25 protein-coding genes are annotated in these 21,886 nt (G+C 71.1%); 15 read left to right on the top strand and 10 right to left on the bottom strand.

Annotation, left to right across the window (positions count from 1 at the left end; all coding sequences use genetic code 11):
- The first annotated feature begins 11 nt into the window (after positions 1 to 11).
- Complete coding sequence (locus AB0J78_RS15170; protein WP_363789519.1) at positions 12 to 1,151, top strand: Mrp/NBP35 family ATP-binding protein; 1,140 nt, start codon at positions 12 to 14, stop codon at positions 1,149 to 1,151.
- Positions 1,152 to 1,237: 86 nt separating this feature from the next.
- Here the strand turns inward: AB0J78_RS15170 and AB0J78_RS15165 are convergent, their stop codons facing one another.
- Positions 1,238 to 1,855, bottom strand: a complete 618-nt coding sequence (locus tag AB0J78_RS15165) for a class I SAM-dependent methyltransferase (RefSeq protein ID WP_363789518.1) — start codon at positions 1,853 to 1,855, stop codon at positions 1,238 to 1,240.
- Positions 1,856 to 2,166: 311 nt separating this feature from the next.
- On the opposite strand from AB0J78_RS15165, the gene sigE reads away from it, so the two are divergent.
- The 4 genes from sigE to tatB all read left to right on the top strand — a co-directional run bounded on the left by sigE (position 2,167) and on the right by tatB (position 5,913).
- Positions 2,167 to 2,790: an RNA polymerase sigma factor SigE gene (sigE, locus tag AB0J78_RS15160; RefSeq protein ID WP_235875309.1), complete on the top strand. Its 624-nt coding sequence runs from the start codon at positions 2,167 to 2,169 to the stop codon at positions 2,788 to 2,790.
- On the top strand, positions 2,787 to 3,536 hold the full coding sequence (locus AB0J78_RS15155; RefSeq protein WP_363789517.1) for a zf-HC2 domain-containing protein: 750 nt from the start codon (positions 2,787 to 2,789) through the stop codon (positions 3,534 to 3,536). Before sigE ends, AB0J78_RS15155 begins: the two co-directional genes overlap by 4 nt.
- A gap of 145 nt (positions 3,537 to 3,681) precedes the next feature.
- The gene (locus AB0J78_RS15150) at positions 3,682 to 5,337 is read left to right on the top strand and encodes a trypsin-like peptidase domain-containing protein (protein ID WP_363789516.1); all 1,656 of its coding nucleotides are present in this window, start codon (positions 3,682 to 3,684) and stop codon (positions 5,335 to 5,337) included.
- Positions 5,338 to 5,493: 156 nt separating this feature from the next.
- On the top strand, positions 5,494 to 5,913 hold the full coding sequence (gene tatB / locus AB0J78_RS15145; RefSeq protein WP_363789515.1) for a Sec-independent protein translocase protein TatB: 420 nt from the start codon (positions 5,494 to 5,496) through the stop codon (positions 5,911 to 5,913).
- A gap of 140 nt (positions 5,914 to 6,053) precedes the next feature.
- Here tatB and AB0J78_RS15140 read toward each other — a convergent pair whose 3' ends face one another.
- From AB0J78_RS15140 to AB0J78_RS15130, 3 genes are all read right to left on the bottom strand, one after another.
- Positions 6,054 to 7,235 carry an MFS transporter gene (locus AB0J78_RS15140; protein WP_363789514.1) on the bottom strand — a complete coding sequence of 394 codons (1,182 nt, stop codon included), beginning with the start codon at positions 7,233 to 7,235 and terminating at the stop codon, positions 6,054 to 6,056.
- Between the two features lie 70 nt (positions 7,236 to 7,305).
- Positions 7,306 to 8,883, bottom strand: coding sequence for a M17 family metallopeptidase (locus AB0J78_RS15135; protein ID WP_363789513.1), 1,578 nt, complete (start codon positions 8,881 to 8,883; stop codon positions 7,306 to 7,308).
- A gap of 199 nt (positions 8,884 to 9,082) precedes the next feature.
- Positions 9,083 to 9,250, bottom strand: coding sequence for a DUF3117 domain-containing protein (locus AB0J78_RS15130; RefSeq protein WP_009949794.1), 168 nt, complete (start codon positions 9,248 to 9,250; stop codon positions 9,083 to 9,085).
- A 375-nt stretch (positions 9,251 to 9,625) separates the two neighbouring features.
- Here AB0J78_RS15130 and AB0J78_RS15125 point away from each other — a divergent pair, with 375 nt between their 5' ends.
- Positions 9,626 to 10,408, top strand: a complete 783-nt coding sequence (locus AB0J78_RS15125; protein WP_363789512.1) for an enoyl-CoA hydratase-related protein — start codon at positions 9,626 to 9,628, stop codon at positions 10,406 to 10,408.
- 103 nt (positions 10,409 to 10,511) lie between these two features.
- Here AB0J78_RS15125 and AB0J78_RS15120 read toward each other — a convergent pair whose 3' ends face one another.
- The 3 genes from AB0J78_RS15120 to AB0J78_RS15110 all read right to left on the bottom strand — a co-directional run bounded on the left by AB0J78_RS15120 (position 10,512) and on the right by AB0J78_RS15110 (position 11,861).
- Entirely contained in the window at positions 10,512 to 11,090 is a 579-nt protein-coding gene (locus tag AB0J78_RS15120; RefSeq protein ID WP_363789511.1) for a DNA-3-methyladenine glycosylase I, read from the bottom strand.
- On the bottom strand, positions 11,083 to 11,439 hold the full coding sequence (locus AB0J78_RS15115) for a DivIVA domain-containing protein (protein WP_363789510.1): 357 nt from the start codon (positions 11,437 to 11,439) through the stop codon (positions 11,083 to 11,085). Before AB0J78_RS15115 ends, AB0J78_RS15120 begins: the two co-directional genes overlap by 8 nt.
- A gap of 92 nt (positions 11,440 to 11,531) precedes the next feature.
- A complete protein-coding gene (locus AB0J78_RS15110; RefSeq protein ID WP_363789508.1) occupies positions 11,532 to 11,861 on the bottom strand; it encodes a helix-turn-helix transcriptional regulator in 330 nt (109 codons plus the stop codon).
- Positions 11,862 to 12,089: 228 nt separating this feature from the next.
- Between AB0J78_RS15110 and AB0J78_RS15105 the strand changes: the two genes are divergently transcribed.
- Positions 12,090 to 12,443, top strand: coding sequence for a hypothetical protein (locus AB0J78_RS15105; protein ID WP_363789507.1), 354 nt, complete (start codon positions 12,090 to 12,092; stop codon positions 12,441 to 12,443).
- Between the two features lie 6 nt (positions 12,444 to 12,449).
- On the opposite strand, the gene AB0J78_RS15100 is transcribed toward AB0J78_RS15105, so the two are convergent.
- Positions 12,450 to 12,992 (bottom strand): TIGR00730 family Rossman fold protein, encoded by a 543-nt coding sequence (locus AB0J78_RS15100; protein WP_363789506.1) that lies wholly within the window; start codon positions 12,990 to 12,992, stop codon positions 12,450 to 12,452.
- Positions 12,989 to 13,774 carry a TIGR00730 family Rossman fold protein gene (locus AB0J78_RS15095; RefSeq protein WP_363789505.1) on the bottom strand — a complete coding sequence of 262 codons (786 nt, stop codon included), beginning with the start codon at positions 13,772 to 13,774 and terminating at the stop codon, positions 12,989 to 12,991. Before AB0J78_RS15095 ends, AB0J78_RS15100 begins: the two co-directional genes overlap by 4 nt.
- A gap of 233 nt (positions 13,775 to 14,007) precedes the next feature.
- Here AB0J78_RS15095 and AB0J78_RS15090 point away from each other — a divergent pair, with 233 nt between their 5' ends.
- A complete protein-coding gene (locus tag AB0J78_RS15090) occupies positions 14,008 to 14,937 on the top strand; it encodes a slipin family protein (protein WP_363789504.1) in 930 nt (309 codons plus the stop codon).
- A 141-nt stretch (positions 14,938 to 15,078) separates the two neighbouring features.
- Here the strand turns inward: AB0J78_RS15090 and dapE are convergent, their stop codons facing one another.
- Positions 15,079 to 16,155, bottom strand: a complete 1,077-nt coding sequence (dapE, locus tag AB0J78_RS15085; RefSeq protein ID WP_363789503.1) for a succinyl-diaminopimelate desuccinylase — start codon at positions 16,153 to 16,155, stop codon at positions 15,079 to 15,081.
- A gap of 128 nt (positions 16,156 to 16,283) precedes the next feature.
- Here dapE and AB0J78_RS15080 point away from each other — a divergent pair, with 128 nt between their 5' ends.
- From AB0J78_RS15080 to AB0J78_RS15050, 7 genes are all read left to right on the top strand, one after another.
- On the top strand, positions 16,284 to 16,577 hold the full coding sequence (locus AB0J78_RS15080; RefSeq protein WP_363789502.1) for a hypothetical protein: 294 nt from the start codon (positions 16,284 to 16,286) through the stop codon (positions 16,575 to 16,577).
- A 5-nt stretch (positions 16,578 to 16,582) separates the two neighbouring features.
- Positions 16,583 to 18,319, top strand: coding sequence for an alpha/beta hydrolase (locus tag AB0J78_RS15075; RefSeq protein ID WP_363789501.1), 1,737 nt, complete (start codon positions 16,583 to 16,585; stop codon positions 18,317 to 18,319).
- Entirely contained in the window at positions 18,316 to 18,831 is a 516-nt protein-coding gene (locus AB0J78_RS15070) for an LppA family lipoprotein (protein WP_363789500.1), read from the top strand. Before AB0J78_RS15075 ends, AB0J78_RS15070 begins: the two co-directional genes overlap by 4 nt.
- A gap of 4 nt (positions 18,832 to 18,835) precedes the next feature.
- Positions 18,836 to 19,171 (top strand): hypothetical protein, encoded by a 336-nt coding sequence (locus tag AB0J78_RS15065; RefSeq protein WP_363789499.1) that lies wholly within the window; start codon positions 18,836 to 18,838, stop codon positions 19,169 to 19,171.
- A gap of 109 nt (positions 19,172 to 19,280) precedes the next feature.
- Positions 19,281 to 19,715: an LppA family lipoprotein gene (locus AB0J78_RS15060; RefSeq protein ID WP_363789498.1), complete on the top strand. Its 435-nt coding sequence runs from the start codon at positions 19,281 to 19,283 to the stop codon at positions 19,713 to 19,715.
- 52 nt (positions 19,716 to 19,767) lie between these two features.
- Positions 19,768 to 20,754, top strand: coding sequence for a 2,3,4,5-tetrahydropyridine-2,6-dicarboxylate N-succinyltransferase (dapD, locus tag AB0J78_RS15055; RefSeq protein WP_363789497.1), 987 nt, complete (start codon positions 19,768 to 19,770; stop codon positions 20,752 to 20,754).
- Positions 20,755 to 20,930: 176 nt separating this feature from the next.
- Entirely contained in the window at positions 20,931 to 21,854 is a 924-nt protein-coding gene (locus AB0J78_RS15050; protein ID WP_363789496.1) for a CHAD domain-containing protein, read from the top strand.
- Positions 21,855 to 21,886 lie beyond the last annotated feature (32 nt).

The raw sequence follows: 21,886 nt of genomic DNA, 5'->3' as shown, positions 1-21,886 counted from the left end.
TCGAGGTAACCGTGACCAGTACGCAGTCCGCACCGACCGAGGAAGCCGTCCGCCAGGCCCTCACGAAGGTCGAGGACCCGGAGATCCGCAAGCCGATCACCGACCTGGGCATGGTCAAGGGCGTGTCCATCGGCGACGGCGGGGCGGTCGAGGTCGGGGTCTACCTGACGGTCCAGGGCTGCCCGATGCGCGAGACGATCACGCAGCGGGTGACCGACGCCGTCTCCGCCGTCGACGGCGTGTCCTCGGTGCAGGTCGAGCTCGACGTGATGAGCGACGAGCAGCGCACCGAGCTGCGCCGCAGCCTGCGCGGCGACGCCGAGGAGCCGCGCATCCCCTTCGCCGAGCCGGGCTCGATGACCCGCGTGTACTGCGTGGCCTCCGGCAAGGGCGGCGTCGGCAAGTCCAGCGTCACGGTCAACCTGGCCGCCTCGATGGCCGCGCGCGGCCTGTCCGTCGGCGTCGTCGACGCCGACATCTACGGCCACTCGGTGCCGCGCATGCTGGGAGCCGGCGGCAAGCCCACCCAGGTCGAGAAGATGATCATGCCGCCGCAGTCGCACGGCGTGAAGGTCATCTCGATCGGCATGTTCACCCCGGGCAACACCCCGGTGGTCTGGCGCGGGCCGATGCTGCACCGCGCGCTGCAGCAGTTCCTCTCCGACGTCTTCTGGGGCGACCTGGACGTGCTGCTGCTCGACCTGCCGCCGGGCACCGGCGACGTCGCGCTGTCCACCGCCCAGCTGATCCCCAACGCCGAGATCCTGGTCGTCACCACCCCGCAGCAGGCGGCCGCCGAGGTCGCCGAGCGCGCCGGTGCGATCGCCATGCAGACCCGCCAGCGGCTGGCGGGCGTCGTGGAGAACATGTCCTGGATGGAGATGCCCGACGGCCAGCGCATGGAGGTCTTCGGTTCCGGCGGCGGCCAGATCGTGGCCGACTCGCTGAGCCGCGCGCTGGGCACCGAGGTGCCGCTGCTGGGCCAGATCCCGCTGGACCCGAGGCTGCGCGAGTGCGGCGACGCGGGTGAGCCGCTGGTGCTGCAGGAGCCGGACTCCCCGGCGGCTGCGGCGCTCAGCGACATCGCCAAGCGCCTCGGCACCCGCGCCCGCGGCCTGGCGGGCAAGCTCCTGTCGGTCTCGCCGGCCTAGGCTTTCCTTCCTTCGGCGAAGGCGGCAGCAGCCGCTGTCTCAGGTGTGGGACTCAGCTCGCACCGCCGCGGGTTCTCAGTGAAACGTCAGCGCTTCGCGACGGCGAGGAGACCTGGCCCGGTCGGCAACGTCACCGGGACCAGGTCCTCGTCGTCCTGCACGGCTTTGACCAGCGCGCGGACGGCCGCGGCCAGCGCGCTGCGGTTGTCGTGCTCGCCGCCGAGCTGGACCCCGGCGAACACGATGACCCCGCCGGGCCGCAGCAGCCGCGCGCCCAGCTCCAGGTAAGCGGGGTAGTCGGTGCTGGCGACGCCGACCGACACCAGGTCGTAGCCGCCTTCGGTCAAGCGCGGCAGCATCTCCACCGCGCGCCCGTTGATCAACCGCGTGCGCGCGGGCGCGATGCCCTCCTCGCGCAACGCGGCCCGGGCCGTGCGGTGGTTGGCCGGATCGCCGTCGATCGAGGTCAGCACGCCGTCGGGCAGCATCCCGCGGAGCAGCCAGCGGGCGCTCTCGCCGGATCCCGTGCCGATCTCGACGACGGCCTTGGCCCGCAGCGCGGCAGCGAGGAACCGCAGCACGTGCAGCGACGACGCACCGACCGGCTGGCCCTGCGGACCATCGCCGATCGGGCGGGCACGTGCCTGCTCACCCACCTCATCGCCGCTCATCGAGTAGCGGGCCACCGACCTCTCGGGTATCACAACGCGAAAGGTTATCGGCGTTCCGCCCGCAGATGATGTTTCCGGACGACATCGTTAGACGGCCGTTTCCATGTGCGACATTCCGTCACGCAGGGTGATCAACGGTGCAGGGCCGAGCGGGTGAGAGCAGCCTCACCCAAACTCTCAGGCCCTTCTCAGGCCGCTTTCATGCCGGTTTCACCAGGGAGGACGACAGTGGCGTCACAAACCGACACCCATCGGCGTCTCACCGGTGAACGGGGCGCGGGAACAAGGCTCCCGCCCCAGTCGTTCTGGTAGATGCAAGCCCACAGGAGGTGGCTTTTCGCCCGATGGCAACACAGCCGATGAGCGTGGCCCCCGGCACCGACCGGTCCCACGAGAAGAGCGTTACGCCGAGCACCGTCTCGCCCGGCGCGGAGGAAGCGGCCTGGACCCCGCCCAGCTGGGATGAAGTGGTTCGGCAGCACGCGGACCGGGTCTACCGGCTCGCCTACCGCCTGTCCGGAAACCAGCACGACGCCGAGGACCTCACCCAGGAGACGTTCATCCGGGTGTTCCGCTCCCTGGCGTCCTACAAGCCGGGCACGTTCGAGGGCTGGCTGCACCGGATCACGACCAACCTGTTCCTGGACATGGCCCGCCGCAGGTCCCGCCTGCGCATGGAGGGCCTGCCGGAGGACACCGACCGGTTGCCCGGTGGCGGTCCGACGCCGGAGCAGGTCTTCCACGACACCCACCTCGATCCCGACCTGCAGGCAGCGCTGGACCAGCTTCCGCCGGAGTTCCGCGCGGCCATCGTGCTCTGCGACGTCGAGGGCCTCTCCTACGAGGAGATCGGTACCACCCTGGGCGTGAAGCTGGGTACCGTGCGCAGCAGGATCCACCGCGGGCGCCAGATGCTGAAGTCCACGCTCGAAGCGCGTCGCGAACAAGCCGGGAGGATTGACGGATGACGGTTCTGCGGGGGTGGGGGCTGTCCGAGCAGCACCTCGCGCTGGACGCTCTCGTCGCTTTCGTCGACGGTGAGCTCAGCCCGAGCGCCCACGACCGCGCGGTGGCCCACCTGGCCGGATGCCCCGCGTGCACGGCGGACGCCGCCGCTCAGCGGCAGGCCCGCGCGGCGGTCCGCGCGGCCGACACCCCGTCGGTCTCGCCGGAGCTCCTGCAGGCGCTGCAGGCCATCCCCTCCAGCGCCGAACTCCCCGCACAGCCCGAGAACCTCGCTCTGACCGAGGACGGCCAGCTCGTCACCGTGTCCCGCCCGGAACGCCTGAAGCGCTTCGGCAGCGGTCCGGTGCTCGGGTCGTCCACGCCGCTCGGCGGCTCGCACCAGCCGCTGGGAACCAGCGTCACCTCCTACGACGACCCGCCTGAGGACTCCGCCGACCGGCGGGCCTCGCGGCGCACCAAGCAGGGCGCCGGCGTCGTGTTCTCCGGGCTGGTGCTCGGTGCTCTGGCGTTCATGAACCTGCCCATCACCGACGAGGACGGGCACCCGCTGCCGGGCGCTCCCGTACCGCTTCCCGGTGGTGCCTTCACCAACGCCGTCATCCCGGCCGCGGGCAACACCGCGCTGCCGTCGGAGAACGTCCCGGCGAGCTCGACCGCGCCACCGAAACCGCAGGTCGCAGCCGTTCAACCCGCACCACCCGCGTCCGCCCCACCCGCTGTCGCCTCCACCGCGCCGCCCAACGAGTAGCGGGCTGGCGATTTCGCGCCCACTCCACGCGGACTTCACCGAGCTGCGGGCAAGATGGGGTCGTCGGCACCATGCCGGTGAGGCGGGCCGTGCGCCCGTGTGATCCACTCGAAGCGACGAGCCCGATCGGACAGCCCGGGGAGCGATGAGCGACCAGCCAGGAACGCCCGCGCAGGGTCCCGACGAGCGCCGGGACGGCCCTGCACGAGGCCAGCAGGGGGCAGAGCCGGTGCACCCGTGGCAGGGCGGCGCCATGACGAGCCGCGGCGTGCCCGCGGACCAAATCGGTTCCGCTCCCGCCCGGTCCCACGACAGCAACGGGCGCACGCCCGATCGGCTCCAGCCGCGCCCCCTGGATCGGCCCGAGGTCGACCCGTCGCAGCGCAACGCCTTCGCCCGGCCTCATGGCGTGTCGGGCAGCTTCGATCCCCACGAACACGGTCTGCCCGCGCGCGGCATCGAACAGGCCCCTCCCCCGCCGGATGCGCTGGTGCAGGCGTTCGGCCGCCCGCCGCAGAGCAGCGACCCGCTGCAACGCGCGCCGGGCGAGCAGCCCATGACGGCGGAGACCGAGCCCGACCCGGTGCTGTGGAACTCCGGCGACCGGGACCCGTGGCGGGACCCGACGGCCGGCGCGATCCTCGGCCCGCCGGCGGTGTCCGAGGAGCAGCCCGACGACGACGGCGAACGCGAACGGGGGCCGCTGCTCAGCGCCCGAGAAGTGATCTTCGGCCATCGCGTGCACCCGCGCGCGCTGGCGATCCTCGGCGTGGTCGCGCTGCTCGTCGGCCTCGTGGGCGGTTTCCTCGGCCGGATCACGGCCGAGGAGGGGAACCCGCTGGTCAACCCTGATGTCACGCTCGCCGAGGTCGATCAGGGCTCCGGTGACCGGCCGCGCGGCGCGGTGTCCCAGGTGGCGCAGCGCGTGGTTCCTGCGGTGGTCTCCATCGAGGTCCGCATCGGTGGGCAGGGCGGTTCCGGTTCGGGCGTGGTCATCGACGGCAACGGCTACGTGGTCACCAACAACCACGTCGTCTCGATGGCCGCCGACACCCCGAACGCGCAGGTCTCGACGGTCTTCCACGACGGCACCCGGGCCCCGGCGAGGGTCGTGGGCCGGGACGTCAAGACCGACCTCGCGGTGCTCAAGGTCGAGGTCTCCAACCCGACCGTCGCTCAGCTCGGCGACTCGGACGAGCTGCGGGTCGGCGACGACGTCATCGCGATCGGCTCGCCGCTGGGCCTGGCGGGCACCGTCACCACCGGCATCGTCAGCTCGGTGCACCGGCCGGTCCGGCTGGCCGGGGAGGGCACCGACACCAATGCGGTCATCGACGCGATCCAGACCGACGCCGCCATCAACCCGGGCAACTCCGGTGGCGCGCTGGTCGACGGATCGGGCGCGGTGGTCGGCATCAACAGCGCGATCCGCACGCTCGGTTCGGGCGGCGAGGGCGGCTCGATCGGACTCGGGTTCGCGATCCCGATCGACGACGTCCGGCGCATCGCGCAGGAGCTCATCCGCACCGGCACCGTCCGGCACGCCGATCTCGGCGTCAACGTGAAGTCCGTCAGCGACGGGCTGGCCGACGGCGCTCAGGTGCAGAACGTGCAGGACGGCAGTTCCGCCGCAGGTGGCGGGATGGCCGAAGGCGACGTGATCATCAAGGTCGGCGACCGCAAGGTCGGTAGCGCCGACGAACTCATCGTGGCAGTGGACCGGCACCAGGTCGGCGACCGCGTTCCCGTGACCGTGGTCCGGCAGGGCCGCGAGCTGGTGCTCGACGTGACGCTGAAATGACCGATCACGAAGGCGTGAACGGCGAGCCACCGGGAGGACACGGCGTGAAGTTGCGCCAGTTCCCCCCTTCGACCGCCGTCACCCGGTCGGTACGCTGGCGATGTCGGCAGCTCGGCGTCGGTTCGCGAGCCACGAGGATCCCAGAGGAGTCGAGAGGTGTTCGATAGCGTCGGCTGGCCCGAGATCCTGATCCTCGCGCTGGTCGGGTTGTTCGTGCTCGGCCCGGAGCGGTTGCCCGAGGGCGCGGCGTGGCTGGGCAAGGCGGTCCGCCAGGTCAAGGAGTACGCGACCGGTGCCCGCGAGCAGATCCGCTCGGAGATCGGCCCGGAGTTCGACGAGCTGAAGAAGCCGCTCGACGAGCTCCGCAGCGTCCGCAACTTCAACCCGCGCACGGCGGTGACCAAGCACCTCCTGGACGGCGAGAACCCGTTCGAGGAGTTCAAGAAGAACTCCTCCCCCCTCAACGGCTCCGCCCCCACCAGCACCAACGGCAGCACCCCAGCGGCGGCCCCCAAACCGGTCGAACGCCCCCTCTCCCCGGGCGAACGCCCCCCGTACGACACAGACGCCACCTGACCAGGCGTTCTCCTCCGTCCCCAGCGGGCACGCCCGTCCCGTCGGACCGATTTCAATGGAAACCCGGGTCCCGATTTCAGTGGAAGTCCGGGGACCGGACTTCAGTGGAAACCCGGGGTCTGATTTCCACTGAAATCGGGTTAGCCGCGCGGGGCGGGGCCGGGGCGGGAGAACAGGACTGCGATTCCGGCCAGGGCGAGCCAGGCCGTGAGCAGGAGGGTCATGCCTGACCAGCCCCAGGTGCCGTAGGCGATGCCCCCGAGGACTCCGCCGATGCTGCTGCCGCCGTAGTAGGCGAGCTGGTAGAGGGCGGACGCCTGGCCTCGGGCCTGCTTGGAGGCCCTGGTCCCGACCCAGCCGTTCGCGACCGAGTGGGCGCCGAAGAAACCTCCGGTGAAGATCACCAACCCGACCAGGATCACCGGCACCGAGTCCGGCAACATCAGCAGGAGCCCGGCGACGGTGACCGCGAGACTGCTCAGCAGCACCCGCACGCGCCCCCAGCGATCGGCCGCGCGCCCGGCCACCGCCGAGGTGACGGTGCCCGCCGCGTAGGCGAGGAACGCCAGCGCGGCCAGCGCCGGGGGCAGCAGCAGCGGCGGTGCCGTGATGCGGAAGGCGAGGACGTTGTAGACCGTCACGAAGCTGCCCATGCCCAGCGCCGCGACCAGATACGGCGGGTGGAGCTCGGGGTCGCGCAGCGCCGCGCTCAGGCCGCCGAGCAGCGGTTTCCACCGCAGCGGTTGTCTCTGGTGGTGCAGTTCGGACGGGAGCAGGACGACGAACGCGACGGTGCACACCGCGGCGAGCAGGGCGACCGCCAGCACACCGCCGGACCAGCCCCAGAAGTCGCCGACGATGCCGCCGAGCAGCCGGCCGGTCATGCCGCCGATGGTGGTGCCCGCGACGTAGAGGCCGACGGTGGTGCCGAGCCGCACGCCGCCGGTCTCGTCCGCCAGGTAGGCGGTCGCGACGGCGGCGAGCCCGGCGATGGCCGCGCCCTGCACCAGCCGGAGCCCGACCATCAGCGGGAACGAGTGCACCCACGGCAGCACGAGGCCGAGGACTTCGGCGATGACCAGCGTCGTGATCATGGTGCGGCGGCGGCCGATCGCCTCGGACAGCGTGCCCAGCGGGATCGCCGAAACCGCCAGACCGAGCGTCGCGGCCGACACCAGCAGCGCGGCCGCACCCGGGCTCAGGCCGTACTCGTCCGCCAGCTGCGGCAGCACCGGCTGCGGTGCGTAGAGCAGGGCGAACAGTGCCAGCGCGCCGAGCAGCAGCGCGAACCGGATCCTCCGCAAACGTCCAGCCGACACCATGGTTTAGACGTTAAACACCAACGATCACCGACGCCCGCGAGCGTGCCGGTCATCACCGGTGGCGAGCGACTCAGGCCAGCGAAGCGGCCAGCTCCGCGAGGGTGCGAGCGGCGAAGCCGGTGCCACCGACGGTCACCTCGGAGTAGTCCTTGTCGGCCCGAGCGGGACCCGCGATGTCCAGGTGCGCCCAGCGGGCACCGCTGGTGAACTCGCGCAGGAACAGCGCGGCGGTGATGCCACCGGGACCCGCCGGGGTCTGCTTGACGTCGGAGAGCGAGCCCTCGACGGCGTCGGCGTGGTCCTCCAGCAGCGGCATCCGCCACCAGGTCTCGCCGACCCGGGCGCCGGCCTCGGTGATCCGCTCGGCCAGCTCGTCGTCGGTGGCCAGCAGGCCGCCGGTGCGCAGCCCGAGCGCGACCTTCATCGCCCCGGTCAGGGTCGCGACGTCCACCAGCAGATCGGGCTGGAGCTTGTCGACGGCGTAGGCCATGGCATCGGCCAGCACCATCCGCCCCTCGGCGTCGGTGTTGCCGACCTCGGTGGTCTTCCCGCCGTAGTGCCGCACGACGTCACCCGGCCGGTACGCGGACCCGGAGACGTGGTTCTCGGCGGAGGGCACCAGACCGGTCACCTTCACCGGCAGGCCGAGCCGGGCGATCGCCAGCAGCGCGCCGATGACCGCCGCGCCACCCGACATGTCGGTGCGCATCAGGTGCATGCCGTCGGCGGGCTTGAGCGAGATGCCGCCGGTGTCGAAGGTGATGCCCTTGCCGACCAGCACCAGGTGCGGTCCGGTCGCGTCCTGCGGCCGGTAGTCGAGCTGGAGCAGCCGCGGCGGGCGCGAGGAACCACCGCCGACCGCGAGGATGCCGCCGAAACCGTTGTCGGCCAGCCACTTCTCGTCCCGCACGGTCGCGGTCAGGTTCGGGACCGGACCCGCGAGCTCTGCGGCCAGCCCGGTGAACCATGCGGGGTCCTTGACGTTGGACGGAGCGTTGGCGAGGTCGCGGGCCAGCGCCGTGGCCGCCGCCAGTTCGCGCGCGCGGCGCACCGATTCGCGCAGCGCGTCGACGTCGGCGCCCTCCGGCGCGACCAGCAGGACCTTGCGCAGGCGCGGCGGCGCGGGATCAGCGGTCACCTTGAACCGGTAACCGCCGAGCGCCAGGCCGAGGGTCAGTTCGCCGACCAGCTCCTCGCCGGCGTCATCGGGCAGCCGGACCTGCAGGTAGTCGGCGTCGGACGCGTCGCCGAGATCACCGGGCTCGGAGTCGGCGTCGACAGCGCTGGAGAGGCGATCGCGCACCGAGCGGGCCAGCGCCGCACCAGCGGTGCGCCACTTCGCCGGCTCGCCGGAACCCACGCCGACGACCCAGCCGGTGCCGCCGGAGCGCAGCGGGAACGCCTTCGCGTCACCGGCCGACGCCGAGGCGCCGATCGCGGTGAGCACCTCGGCGTCCACAGAGAACGGTTCGGCCGCAGCGGCCAGGTCCGGGCCGGCCTCGCCGTCGAGGACCGCCGTCGCGCCAGGAACTCCGTCCCGCCACCGCTGCACCACGTCCACTTCGACCAGAGCGGTCGGGATCACGGGCAGCTCGGGCTCCACCCCGCGGGCGGGCTGGGCGGAACGGAACACGGAGGAACCGGGCACGAGTAGACCTTCCTGCACGGGACGGGCCGTGCGAACTCGAACTGGGGCCGACGAGAGCCCCGGCACCGCGCTCGGCACCGGGGCCCGACAGCGGCGAAGCGTTCTCACCACTCGTCGACGTGATCATGAGTTGTCGCCTCGGCCGGGAGGCGCCGTGACCGGGTCCGGCCGGCAGCGCGTCCCGGGCCGCCTGGCGGCCTCAGCCGGTAGCCGACTCCAGGGCGTCGCCCAGGTTCTTGGCCTCCTCGACCGACATCTCGACGACGAGCCGCCCACCACCCTCAAGCGGAACGCGCATCACGATGCCGCGTCCCTCCTTAGTCACCTCGAGGGGACCGTCACCGGTCCGGGGCTTCATGGCCGCCATAGCGTGCTCCCTCCGTGAAATCTTCCCCCGCTGGTCGCCACAACCAGTTCGGGTCCACGTCCATTCTCCCCTATCCCGAGGCATGGACGAAACCGAACCGATCAACTCGTGTCGCCCGTGCGCTGGTCGAATATCGCCGACGGCTGGCAGACTCACCGTTCGTGTGGGGTGTTTCGACGCCGTTCGGCACATCGCGGGAGGCCTCCGCGATCACCGTGAGGAGTCGTTTCGCTCCGGCGTGTCACCGATCTCGCGGCGGCCATCCCGTCGACCAGCGGGGACACCGTCCACCCGGGACGGCGCGCCGGCCGCGCGGTCCACAGTGGAAGTGCTCGCGCGACCCGCCACAACGGACGTCAAGGCAAGGAGCTTGGAGTGACCGACGTACTGCTGACCGAGGACACCGCGGGTGTGCGGCTGCTCACGTTGAACCGCCCTGAGTCGTTCAACTCGCTCAACATCGAGCTCAAGCAGGCGCTGCTGACGGCCCTGCGCGAGGCCGCGGCGGACGACTCGGTGCGAGCCCTGGTGATCACCGGCTCGGGCAAGGCGTTCTGCGCGGGACAGGACCTCAAGGAGCACATCGAGCTCCTGTCCACCGGCGACCCAAGCCCGCTGAAGACCGTCGAGGAGCACTACAACCCGATCACCAAGGCGCTGGCGACCATGCCCAAGCCCGTGATCGCCGCAGTGAACGGGACCGCCGCGGGCGCGGGCGCGTCGCTGGCCTACGCCAGCGACCTGCGGATCGCCGCGACCGGCTCGAAGTTCCTGATGGCCTTCGCCAACGTCGGCCTGTCGACCGACTCCGGCGCGTCCTGGACGCTGCCCCGGCTGATCGGCTACGGCCGGGCGATGGAGATGCTGCTGCTGGCGCAGCCGGTGCCCGCCGACGAGGCGCTGCGCATCGGCATGGTCAACCAGGTGGTCGACGACGCGCTGGCCGTCGCGATGGAGCTGGCGACCCGGATGGCGGCGGGCCCGACCTTCGCCTACGCGCGGATCAAGGAGGCCGTCCAGGCCGCCTCCGCCGAGGCCCTCGACGAAGCGCTGGCCGTCGAGGCGGGCGCCCAGAACGAGGCCGGCCTCACCGCCGACCACAAGGAAGCGGTCGCCGCCTTCGTCGAGAAGCGAACCCCGAACTTCACCGGTCGCTGACCCGCCGACTCACCGGTGGTGACGGATTTCCACTGAAGTCCGGAACCTGATCTCCACTGAAATCGGGGACCCGACTTCCACTGAAATCGCGTCACCGCCGGGGTCAGGCTCGCCAGCAGTTCTTGAGGTGGTCGTCGACCATGCCGGTGGCCTGCATGAGGGCGTAGCAGGTGGTGGGGCCGACGAAGACGAATCCGCTGCGCTTGAGCTCCTTGGCCATGGACTTGGACTCGTCGGTGATGGCGGGGACGTCGCCGAGCTTGACCGGGCGTTCGGCGTCCGGGCGCGGCGGCGGGGCGAACGACCAGAGGAGCTCGTCCAGAGGCCGGTCGAGCTCCAGGACGGCGCGGGCGTTGGTGATGGCGGCGTCGATCTTGGCCCGGTTCCGGACGATGGAGGCGTCGCCGAGCAGCCGCTGCCGATCGTCCTCGCCGAACCGGGCGACGGCGGCCGGGTCGAAGCCCGCGAACGCTTCCCGGAAGGCGGGCCGCTTGCGCAGGATCGTCAGCCAGGACAGGCCGGACTGGAACGACTCCAGGGTGATCCGCTCGTAGAGCTCCGGCTCACCGCGCAGCGGAACGCCCCACTCCTGGTCGTGGTAGGCGGCGTAGTCCGGCTGCCCGGCGCCCCACGGGCACCGCGCGCGACCGTCCTCGCCGACGACCGCCGCGCCGTCACTCATCCCCGGCACCGCCCTCGGTCACCGCGCTGCGGGCCTTGTCGAGCTCCTGCCCGGCGACGTCGAGCTGGCGCTCCAGGACCGCGACGCGGCCGTGCAGCTCGTCGAGCTCGCCGGCCAGCCGGTCTAGCACCCAGTCGACCTCGGTGACCTTGTAGCCCCGCAGGACCTGCTGGAACCGGACCGCGCGCACGTCGGAGCCTTCGACGTCGGCGGAGGGCAGCCGGGTGGGCGTGGAACCGGGCGGCAACGGCGCGAGCTGCTCGCCGCGTCCGAAGACCAGCGAAGCCAGCAGGTACACCACGGCCGCGACCGCCAGCACCACGAACAGGTAAATGAGCGCACTAGCCACGAACCAATCGTGGCACGGCCCACCGACCGTCCGTCACACAGCCGGAGCGCGAATGCGAGCAGCGCGGTCGACGTCCGCCGCGCGGGCGGCCGTCAGGTCTTGGCCGGGGCGGTCAGGACACCTTCGATGGCGTGGGTGAACTCCCGCCAGGCGCGGCGTTCGGCCCGGAGGGTGTGGGATCCCGCCTGGGTGAGCCGGTAGGTGCGCCGCTGGCGTCCGCCGACGGTGCTCCAGGAGCTCTGCACGAAACCGGCTCGCTCGAGTCTGCGCAGCGCCGGGTAGACCGTGCCGGTGGGCAGGTCGAGGGCGCCACCACTGCGATCCTGCAAAGCCTCGATGATCGCGTAACCGTGCAACGCCTTGCCGTCGAGGGTGGCCAGGAGCAGGGCGTCCAAGTGGCCGCGGAGCGCGTCAGCCTTCACAGGTAGTGACTCTACGGATATTTGCCTGCACTGTCACCGCCTCCACACAAGAGGACCAAGGTCCTTTCGCGATCACGACCCGCATGATGTGAATCACAACAACGTGAGTCGGCCGTTCGGGTGGCGCGAACCCGAACGGAGGCTCCCGATCGGCTGAACCGAGCACACTCGGAGATCGAGAAACGGAGACCCGCTCTCCCCGGCCGATCCGATCAGGAGCCGATACCCGTGGCCGACCGCGAAGCCGAAACGACCAACGGCGCCGGCCTGCTCGCCCGGAGCGCCCCGAACCGCCGGGACGACCCCGAGCACGCGGCCCAGCTGTCCGCGCTGGACCAGATCCGCGTCTACCTGAACTCCCTCGTCGAGGTCCTCGACCAGCACCCCGAGCCGGGCCTGGGCCTGGACGAGGCGAAGTGGCGGCTCGCCGAGCTCGTCGACGAGCTGGCCACCGAGCGTCCCAGCGCTCCCCGCGTCCAGTCGTTCTGGATCCGGCTCGCACCGGTGCTCGGCGAGGTCCGCCCGGACATCCCGCTGCCTGCGCTCACCCACCTGATCCGCACGGCGGTCGGGGCGTCCTGATCTCGCTCAGCCGACCAGGGCGTCCAGCGCCTCGTCGACGTCGGCGGTCACGGTCAGCACGTCCAGCGAGCTCTGCGAGGCGAATCCGCTGCGCACCATGCCGTTGAGCCAGTCCAGCAGGCCCTCGTAGTGCCCGTCGGGGTCCAGCAGCACCACCGGCTTGCTGTGCATGCCCAGGTAGCGGGCGGTCCAGATCTCGAAGAGCTCCTCGCAGGTCCCGATGCCGCCGGGCAGCGTCAGGAACGCGTTCGCGTGGGCGTCCATCAAGCCCTTGCGCTCGCGCATGGTGTCCACGACCAGCAGCTCGTCGGAGTCGGTGTCGCCGACCTCGCGGTCGACCAGCGCGCGCGGGATGACGCCGATGGTGCGACCGCCGTCGGCGCGGACCGCGCGGGCGATCTCACCCATCATCGAGACCTTGCCGCCACCGGAGACCAGGGTCCAGCCGCGCTTGGCGATCTTCCGGCCCACCTCGGCGGCCAGGTCCAGGTACTGCTGCGGCACCGGCCCGGACGCGCAGTAGACGCAGACCGAAACATCCGTGCTCAATGCGCCGCCTCCCACGCCTCGTACGCCTCCTGCACGATCGACACCGCGTCGTCGATGTCGTCGGTGACGTGCAGCAACGACATGTCCTGCTCGCCGATCTTGCCGCCTTCGAGCATCCGGTCGCGGATCCAGTCGTACAGGCCCTGCCAGTAGTCGCTGCCGAACAGCACGACCGGGAACTTGGTGACCTTCTTGGTCTGCACCAGGGTCAACGCCTCGAACAGCTCGTCCATGGTGCCGAAACCGCCTGGCAGGCAGATGAACGCCTGCGCGTACTTCATGAACATCGTCTTGCGGACGAAGAAGTACCGGAAGTTGACACCCAGGTCCACCCACGGGTTCAGGCCCTGCTCGAAGGGCAGCTCGATGCCCAGGCCGATCGACAGGCCACCGGCCTCCGAGGCGCCGCGGTTGACGGCCTCCATCGTGCCGGGGCCGCCGCCGGTGATGGCCGCGCAGCCGATGCCCGCGAGCGCCCGGCCCAGCTCCACGCCGGAGGCGTACTCGGGGTGCTCCCGCGGGGTGCGGGCGGAACCGAAGACGGTGACCGCGCGCGGCACCTCGGCCAGCGCGCCGAAGCCCTCGACGAACTCGGCCTGGATGCGCAGCACCCGCCACGGGTCGGTGTGCACCCAGTCGGAGGGACCTCTGGAGTCCAGCAGGCGCTGGTCGGTGGTGGTCGGCTCGCTCAGCCGCGAGCGGCGCAGCACCACGGGGCCGCGTTGCTTCTCGTGCGGACGTTCCGCACCGTTGGGTTCACCCCACTGGCCATCGACTGTCATGGCGTCGAGCCTACGCACGCACCGATCGTTCTCCGAACCGCCCCGCCGCTGGACAGCCCGGCGAAATGCCTGTTCACGGGGGATTCACAGGGCGGTCTCGCGGCGTACGATCGAAAGAAAAGATCTAGCGGCGCCGGCGACGCGAGCCGGGCGCGACACGCAGATCTGCTCCGCGATCTACGCAGGCGTTCGGGCGCCGTCGGGCCGTTCCTCCGCGAGCCCGGGAGCCGGTCATGCTCATCGAACTGCTCATCGCCATCCTCGTGGTCGGTGTCGTCTGCGTCGCCGCGAGCACCAAGGTCATCAAGCAGTACGAGCGGGGCGTGGTGCTCCGCTTCGGTCGGCTGCAGGAACGCACTCGCGGCCCTGGCATCACCATGATCATTCCCGGGGTGGACCGGCTGCGGAAGGTCAACCTGCAGATCGTCACGATGCCCGTGCCCGCGCAGGAGGGCATCACGCGCGACAACGTCACGGTCCGGGTGGACGCGGTGGTCTACTTCCGGGTCGAGGACGCGGCGCGCGCCGTGGTCAACGTCGAGGACTACCTGTTCGCGGTGGGGCAGGTCGCGCAGACCTCGCTGCGGTCGATCATCGGCAAGAGCGACCTCGACGACCTGCTGTCCAACCGCGAACGGCTCAACCAGGGCCTGGAGCTGATGATCGACAGCCCGGCGCTGGGCTGGGGCGTGCACATCGACCGGGTGGAGATCAAGGACGTCTCGCTGCCGGAGTCGATGAAGCGATCCATCGCCCGTCAGGCCGAAGCCGAGCGCGAGCGCCGCTCTCGGGTGATCTCCGCGGACGGCGAGTACCAGGCCTCCCGCAAGCTCTCCGACGCCGCGCACGTCATGGCCGACACCCCGGCCGCCCTGCAGCTGCGGCTCCTGGAGACGGTCGTGGAGGTGGCGGCCGAGAAGAACTCGACCCTGGTCCTGCCGTTCCCGGTGGAACTCCTGCAGTTCGTCGACCGCATCCACCAACCGGCCGGTGAGAAGCCCCGGATCCCCGCGGAGGAACCCGAAGAACCCGAGGCCCCGGAGCTCACCGAAGCCGAACGCCAAGTCGCCGAACTCCCGGAAGAACCCGCCCCAACACCGGCCCTCCCCAAGCAACGCGTCACCGAGGAACCCACCGAAACCGAGGTCCTGGGCACGGCCTGACCCGCTCACACCCCTTCGGTGACCTGAATACCCCGGTAATCAGGGCACCGATTACGGCGGTATTCGGGAACCAACCCGGATTACTCCGGTAATCGGGGACCTGAATACCGCCGTAATCCGGTTGCCCCTGGGGGTGTCGGGTTAGGAGAGGAAGCGGTGGAGGGTGGTGGTGCAGTGGCGGATCTCGGTGGTGCGGACGTGTTCTTGCTGGGTGTGGGCGAGGGTGGGGTTGCCGGGGCCGAAGTTGACCGCGGGGAGGCCGCGGGCGGCGAAGCGGGCGACGTCGGTCCAGCCGAGCTTGGCGACCGGCTCGGAGTTCGACGCCTCGACCAGCTGAGCGGCGGCCGGGGACGTGAGACCCGGGAGGGCACCCGCTGACAGGTCGGTGACCACGACCTCGTAGCCGGAGAACAGCTCCCGCAGCTCGGCCTCGGCCTGCTCGGCGGACTTGTCGGGGGCGAAGCGGTGGTTGACGGTGACCACGCAGGAGTCCGGGACGACGTTGCCCGCGATCCCACCGGTGATCTTCACGGCCTGCAGCCCCTCGCGGTACTGGAGCCCGTCGATCACCGGGTTGCGCGGCGTGTGGTCCACCAGCCGCTGCAGGATCGGCTGCGCCGCGTGGATGGCGTTCTCCCCCATCCACGCGCGGGCGGTGTGCGCGCGTGTGCCGGTCGTGCGGACCTCGACGCGGATGGTGCCCTGGCAGCCCGCCTCGATCGCCGCGTTCGACGGCTCGCACACCACCGCCAGATCGCCGTCGAGCCATTCCGGCAGCTCGCGCTCGATGCGGCCGAGACCGTTGCGCTCGGCCTCGATCTCCTCGCAGTCGTAGAACACGAAGGTCAGGTCGTGACGCGGTTCGGTGAGCGTGGCCGCGAGGTGCAGCATCACGGCGTCGCCGCTCTTCATGTCGGTCGTGCCGCAACCGTGCAGCAGCTCGTCGTCACCGGATCCGGTGCGCCGCGAAGGCAGGTTGTCGTTGATCGGCACGGTGTCGAGGTGCCCGGCCAGCACGACGCGGGTGTCGCGGCCGAGGTGGGTGCGGGCCAGCACGGCTTCGCCGTTGCGGACCACCTCCAGGTGCGGGGCCTGCGCGCGCAGCGCCTCCTCCACCGCGTCCGCGATGTTCTTCTCCGACCCGGAGACGCTGGGGATGTCCACCAGCGCGGCGGTCAGCTCGACGGGGTCCGACGTGAGGTCCAACGAAGCGGTCACGACCGGCAGGCTACCCCGCTGACCTGCGCGGGCCGCATCGGCGGGAACCGGATCGCCGGAACCCCCATCGAACCGATGATCAGCGGGCTAGGCTCCCGCATCGAACTGGTGGGCTCGCGGAGGCTGACATGGGGTTGAGGGCGGAACCGGAAGCGCTGCACCAGGCGGGGCGCAGCGCGGACCTCGCCGGTGAGCAGGCGGCGCGGATCAAGCTCGGCGAACCGGCGGCGGACATCGCCGAAGCTCTCCCCGGCGGGAAGAGCGAGGGCGCGGCGACCCGGGTCGCCCAGAGCTGGCAGCGCGCGCTCACGACGTGGAGCGAGAAGGCGACCGCGCACGGCGAATCGCTGGCGGCGTCCGCGAAGACCTACGAGCGCAGCGATTCCGACAACGCCCGCTCCATCGACGCGGCCGGGCGGTGAGCGGGATGGTCAGCTACGCCGACGTGCGGCGCTGGAACGCCGACCGCCTCGACGCGGTGCACGGCGATCTCGGCAAGCGCCGGGACGACCTGATCAACCTGCAGGACGAGCTCGACGGCGCCCGCAACCCCGACGGCTGGACCGGGGAAGCCGCCCAGCGCTCCGCCGAGCAGCACCGGCGGCTGCTGGAGGAGATGCGCTCGCTGGTCGCCGAGGTGGCGACGGTCCGGGCGGCGGTCGCCACCGCCGCCGACGACGTCGCCGCGCTCAAGCGCCGCGTCGACACCACCGACCACGAGGCCCAGGCCCACGGCTTCCAGATCACCGAGGACGGCGGCGTCCGCGACGTCGCCCCGCCCCAGGACGTTCCGGCCGACCAGCTGGAGCAGGTCAAGGCCGAGCGCACCCGCGTGCGCGACGACCTGGTCGCCGAGATCGAGAAGATCCTCGACCAGGCCGAAGCCATCGACGCCGCGCTCGCCAAGACCCTCACCGCAGCGGACGAGGACCAGATCAAGCCCGGCAAGGGCACATCACTGGCGGACGCGGCCGAGACGGACGAGCTGCAGGCGCTCGCCGCCTCCGCCGGAAAACCGCCGCACAACACCGCTCAGGCCAACGCCGACTGGTGGAAGTCGCTGTCCGACGAGCAGCGCTCGGCTCTGCGGGAGAACCCGCCCGCGTGGCTGGGCAACCGCGACGGCATCCCGGCGGTCGTGCGCGACGCGGCCAACCGCGCGAACCTCGACGACACCCGGGCGCAGCTGCGCGGCGAGCGGAACCGCTTGGCGCAGGGCGGGATCAGCGAGGACGAGCAGGAGAAGGCCGACCAGATCGACGCGAAGCTCAATGGCCTGGACGCCGTCGAGGACACCATCGCCCGCGACGACCGGCAGCTGCTGGTCCTCGACGCCGGCGGTGAGCGGCTGAAGACCGCCGTGGCCGTGGGCGACGTGGACACCGCAGACCACGTCTCGGTGTTCACCCCCGGGTACACCACCACCGTCGAGGGCAGCTTGAAGGGCGCCGACGCCGAAACCCAGGAACTGGTCGCCGAATCCCAGCGGGAGATGATGCGCTCCGGCAAGGAGGGCGAGGTCGCCGGTGTGTTCTGGCTCGGCTACGAGGCCCCGCAGGAGTCCGAGAACACCGACCTGCTGGGCGATTCCGTCGCCAGCTCGAAGTCGGCCGAGGAGGGCGGGGCGAAGCTCAACGAGTTCTACAAGGGCATCAACAGCTCTCGCGAGACCGACCCGCACCTGACCGCGATCGGGCACTCCTACGGCTCCTCCACGACCGGCTACGCGCTGCAGGGCGGTGGGCACGGCGTGGACGACGCGATCATCTACGGCTCCCCCGGAGTCGGCACCAACGACATCGAGGACCTGCACGTCCCGGAGGGTCACACCTACCGGCTGGAGGCCAAGAACGACCCGGTCGCCGACTTCGCCCGCTTCGGCGGCGACCCGTCGCACATGGACGGGTTCACCGATCTGTCGACCGAGAAGTCCGACGAGGGCGGGCAGGTCACCGGGCACAGCGATTACCTCGACCCGGACACCACCAGCCAGCACAACATCGCCTCGGTCGTCGGCGGCGTGCCGGAGAACGCGGTGGAGGGGAAGACCGACGGCGTGGGCGACGGTGTGTCGTACGTTCCGCACCAGGTCCAGGAAGGCGCTTCGGCCGTCCAGGACTGGGGCAGCGACCGGGTTTCGGACATCAAGGACCTGTTCTCATGAGGCGATTCGCCACACTGATCCTCAGCGCCGCGCTCCTCTCCGGGTGCGCGGTCGGCGGACCCGATGGGGGAAGCATGGAAGACCAGCTCAACGCACTGCGGCAGCGACCCAGCATGGAGGAGGTCGCGGCCGACTACGACCGGATGCAGCAGGAGCTGCGGGAACGGCTGGTCGCCGAGATCGGGCTGCCGGAGTTCACCGACGAGGGCAACACCGGTGAGTCGGCGTGCCCGGACTTCGCCGACGTGCGAGGTGCCGAGCAGCGCACCCTGGCCACGTGGATGCAGAAGGGCGGCATCCCGGACGAGCAGTGGGCGCGAGCTCTGCGGATCGCCACCGAGGTGGGTGCTTCTCGCGGGTTCACCGAGCTGCACGTGGTCACCGACCGGCCGGGCGACCACAAGATCGAGCTGCACAACCCCTACGGCGCCCGGTTGCAGCTCGGCGCCGCCGCCAACACGGTTCTGAGCGTGCGGACCGGGTGCCACCTGCTGCAGTCTGCGAAGGGGTGAGGTCGTGAGCGCGCCCGACACCAGCGGCCGCACGGCGGCGGTGGTCTTCGCCGTGCTGGCCACGCTCGCGGCGCTGCCGATCGCGGCCTTCACCGCGTTCATCGGCATCTGGAGCGCGGCCGTGCCCTGTCACCCGGGCGGGCAAGGCGGCTGCACGCCGGCTGGGGCCGTCACGGCGGTGTCCGTGCTCGTGCTGCTGGCCGGGCCGGTGTTCCTGTGGTTCCGGGTCCGGCGGCCGGGCTCGACGGGCACCGCGGTGGTCGTCGGGGTGGTGGGGCTGGTGGTCGGACCGCTGCTCGCGCTGGTGCTGATGAGCGTCGTGCTGAACCTGTTCGGTTGAGTGTCGAGGCTCACAGGGAACTCAGAGGGGTGCCGGGTCGGGCCAAGATCGACGATCCGGCATCATTTCTCTACGTCCGGATCTACGTCCGACCGTGACGGGGGTACCCGTGTTGGACCCGCGAAGTGCGCTCCAGCAGCGTCCGAGCATCGAGCAGATCAGCGCGCAGTACGAGCAGATGCAGCAGCGCCTGCGCGACCTGCTGGATCGCCTGGTCGGGCCGTTGCAGTGGACGGTGTCGTCTCCCGAGACGAAGGTGGGCTGCTCGGAGTTCGCCGGTGCCGACGCCGAGAGCCGGGTGTTGGAGTCCTGGCGGGCCGCGCAGCCGGTCGCCGACGTGGACTGGCCGAGCGCGGTGTCCATCGTCCGGTCGATCACCGCGGAGTACGGCTTCGGCGAACCGGAGATCATAGTCAACCGCACCGGCGACCACGAGATCACCGGCAACGACTCCTACGGCGGGGTCTACACCTTCGGCACCTCGCGCGGCACGATCCTGACGGTCACCACCGGGTGCCACCTCCCGAGTGCGCTGAAGAGCTGAACGCCCCACCCCGTGCGGGCCGAGCACCGCGTTGCCGATTACCGTTTTGGTCATGAGCGCGAACATCCCCGACCCGCAGACCACGGGTGCCCACGGCGTGGGCCTGGCGACCGTGACCGACGACGGCACGGTTCTCGACACCTGGTTCCCCACCGTCAAGCTGAACGAGTCGGGCCAGTCCGGCACGACCAAGCTGACCGCGGAGCAGGCCGCCGAGTCCCTCGGCGAGGCCGGTGTCGCGCTGCTCGGGCGGGATGACGCCCGCGGCGTCGAGGTCATCGCGGTCCGCGTCGACATCGCCAAGCTCGCCGACGCCCCGGCCGACGCGCACGACGTCTACCTGCGGCTCCACCTGCTGTCGCACCGCCTGGTGCACCCGCACGGGTTGAGCCTCGACGGCCAGTTCGGCCTGCTCGCCAACGTCGTGTGGACCAACCACGGGCCGTGCCCGGTGGAGGGCTTCGAGGCGACCCGGCTGCGGCTGCGTGCGCGCGGCCCGGTGACGGTCTACAGCATCGACAAGTTCCCCCGCATGGTCGACTACGTGGTGCCCTCCGGCGTGCGCATCGGCGACGCCGACCGGGTCCGGCTGGGTGCCCACCTGGCCAGCGGCACGACCGTGATGCACGAGGGCTTCGTGAACTTCAACGCCGGGACGCTGGGCGCGTCCATGGTGGAGGGCCGCATCTCGGCCGGTGTCGTGGTCGGCGACGGCTCGGACGTCGGCGGTGGCGCGTCGATCATGGGCACGCTGTCCGGCGGCGGCAAGGAGGTCATCTCCATCGGTGAGCGCTGCCTGATCGGCGCCAACGGCGGCATCGGCATCTCGCTGGGCGACGACTGCGTCGTCGAGGCGGGCCTCTACGTCACGGCCGGCACCAAGATCACGCTGCCGGACGGCACGCTCACCAAGGCAGCCGAGGTCTCCGGCAACGACGGCCTGCTGTTCCGCCGGAACTCCACCACCGGCGCCGTCGAGGTCACCGCCCGCTCCGGCGGCAAGGTGGAGCTCAACGCCGCCCTGCACGCGAACGACTGACCTCTGCCGCTGGTCGTCTTGCACAGCGGTGCGGGTAGCGGAACCTGAGACACCGCCATGCGCCGGATCCCGGACTGAGAAGGGCCCCTTCCACCGCAGGTGGGAGGGGCCCTTCCTGTTGAGTTTGGTCCGTTCGGAGCAGCCTGTCGGGCGAGTTGTCCGTTTTAGCATGGGGGATGGCTGTTTCCCGGCTTCTCGAGGACGTGCTCTCCGCTGAGCCCGTGGAGGTGGGGCGCGGGGCGTCGATCGCGGCTCACGTCCGCGCCGGGCTGGACGCGCGGTTGCGCGCGCTGCGGGCGCACGAGGCCGGGACGCGCGTCGGGGAGGATCCCGAGGAGCTGCACCAGATGAGGGTGTCGGTGCGGCGGATGCGCGCGATGCTGCGCTCGGCGCGGCCGTTCCTGGACCGCGACGAGTCCGAGCCGCTGCGCGCCGAGCTGGGCTGGCTGGGCAGGGCTCTCGGCCCGGTCCGGGACCTGGACGTGCTGCTGGAACGGCTCCGCTCGGAGTTCACCGGCCTCCCCGAGACCGAGCGCAGCGCCGCCGAGCAGCTGGTCTCCGGCCTCGACGCCGAGTACCTGCGGGCCAGGGACGACATGCTGGCAGCGCTGGACGGCGACCGCTACCAGGATCTTCTGGACCTGCTGGCCCGTGCCACGCGGGAACTTCCCGGCCGGGGCTCCGATGTGGACGCCGCGGCGCAGCTGCGCCGCCTCGTGCGGCGACAGTTCGGCAAGCTGCGCAAGGCCGTCGAACGGCTTCCGTACGAGCCCCCTGATGCCGAGCTGCACGCGCTGCGCATCGACGGCAAGAAGGTCCGCTACACCGCCGAGCTCGCCGAACCGCTGCTGGGCGCCCCGGTGAAGCGGTTGATCAAAGCCACCAAGGGCTTCCAGGACGTCCTCGGCGAGCACCAGGACGCCTGCGTCGCGGAGGAGCGGATCCGGGCGCTGCTCGACGGCTTCGGTCCGCGCCCGGATGCCGGAATCGCCTTCGCCGCAGGACGTCTCGTGGAACGCGAGGAGGTCCGCAAGGCCGACCGCCGCGCCCGGTGGCCGGAGGCCTGGAACACCCTCAGCGGAGCCGCGGCCGAGGTGTGAGACCGACCGGCGGTTCTGTTCCGAACCGACCG

This window comes from Saccharopolyspora sp. NPDC049426 (assembly GCF_040676935.1).
GTDB lineage: Bacteria > Actinomycetota > Actinomycetes > Mycobacteriales > Pseudonocardiaceae > Saccharopolyspora.
Note: the sequence above shows the minus strand (reverse complement) of the source record. Positions and strands in the feature narration are given on the sequence as shown.

Bases quoted from the DNA above. Each gene is read 5' to 3' on its own strand.
- AB0J78_RS15070 (WP_363789500.1), top strand. From the start codon at position 18,316: ATGAGGCGATTCGCCACACTGATCCTCAGCGCCGCGCTCCTCTCCGGG.
- AB0J78_RS15120 (WP_363789511.1), bottom strand. From the start codon at position 11,090: ATGAGTGACGGCGCGGCGGTCGTCGGCGAGGACGGTCGCGCGCGGTGC.
- AB0J78_RS15155 (WP_363789517.1), top strand. From the start codon at position 2,787: ATGACGGTTCTGCGGGGGTGGGGGCTGTCCGAGCAGCACCTCGCGCTG.
- dapD (WP_363789497.1), top strand. From the start codon at position 19,768: ATGAGCGCGAACATCCCCGACCCGCAGACCACGGGTGCCCACGGCGTG.
- AB0J78_RS15080 (WP_363789502.1), top strand. From the start codon at position 16,284: ATGGGGTTGAGGGCGGAACCGGAAGCGCTGCACCAGGCGGGGCGCAGC.
- AB0J78_RS15140 (WP_363789514.1), bottom strand. From the start codon at position 7,235: ATGGTGTCGGCTGGACGTTTGCGGAGGATCCGGTTCGCGCTGCTGCTC.
- AB0J78_RS15075 (WP_363789501.1), top strand. From the start codon at position 16,583: ATGGTCAGCTACGCCGACGTGCGGCGCTGGAACGCCGACCGCCTCGAC.
- AB0J78_RS15095 (WP_363789505.1), bottom strand. From the start codon at position 13,774: ATGACAGTCGATGGCCAGTGGGGTGAACCCAACGGTGCGGAACGTCCG.
- AB0J78_RS15090 (WP_363789504.1), top strand. From the start codon at position 14,008: ATGCTCATCGAACTGCTCATCGCCATCCTCGTGGTCGGTGTCGTCTGC.
- sigE (WP_235875309.1), top strand. From the start codon at position 2,167: ATGGCAACACAGCCGATGAGCGTGGCCCCCGGCACCGACCGGTCCCAC.
- AB0J78_RS15150 (WP_363789516.1), top strand. From the start codon at position 3,682: ATGAGCGACCAGCCAGGAACGCCCGCGCAGGGTCCCGACGAGCGCCGG.
- AB0J78_RS15130 (WP_009949794.1), bottom strand. From the start codon at position 9,250: ATGGCGGCCATGAAGCCCCGGACCGGTGACGGTCCCCTCGAGGTGACT.
- AB0J78_RS15050 (WP_363789496.1), top strand. From the start codon at position 20,931: ATGGCTGTTTCCCGGCTTCTCGAGGACGTGCTCTCCGCTGAGCCCGTG.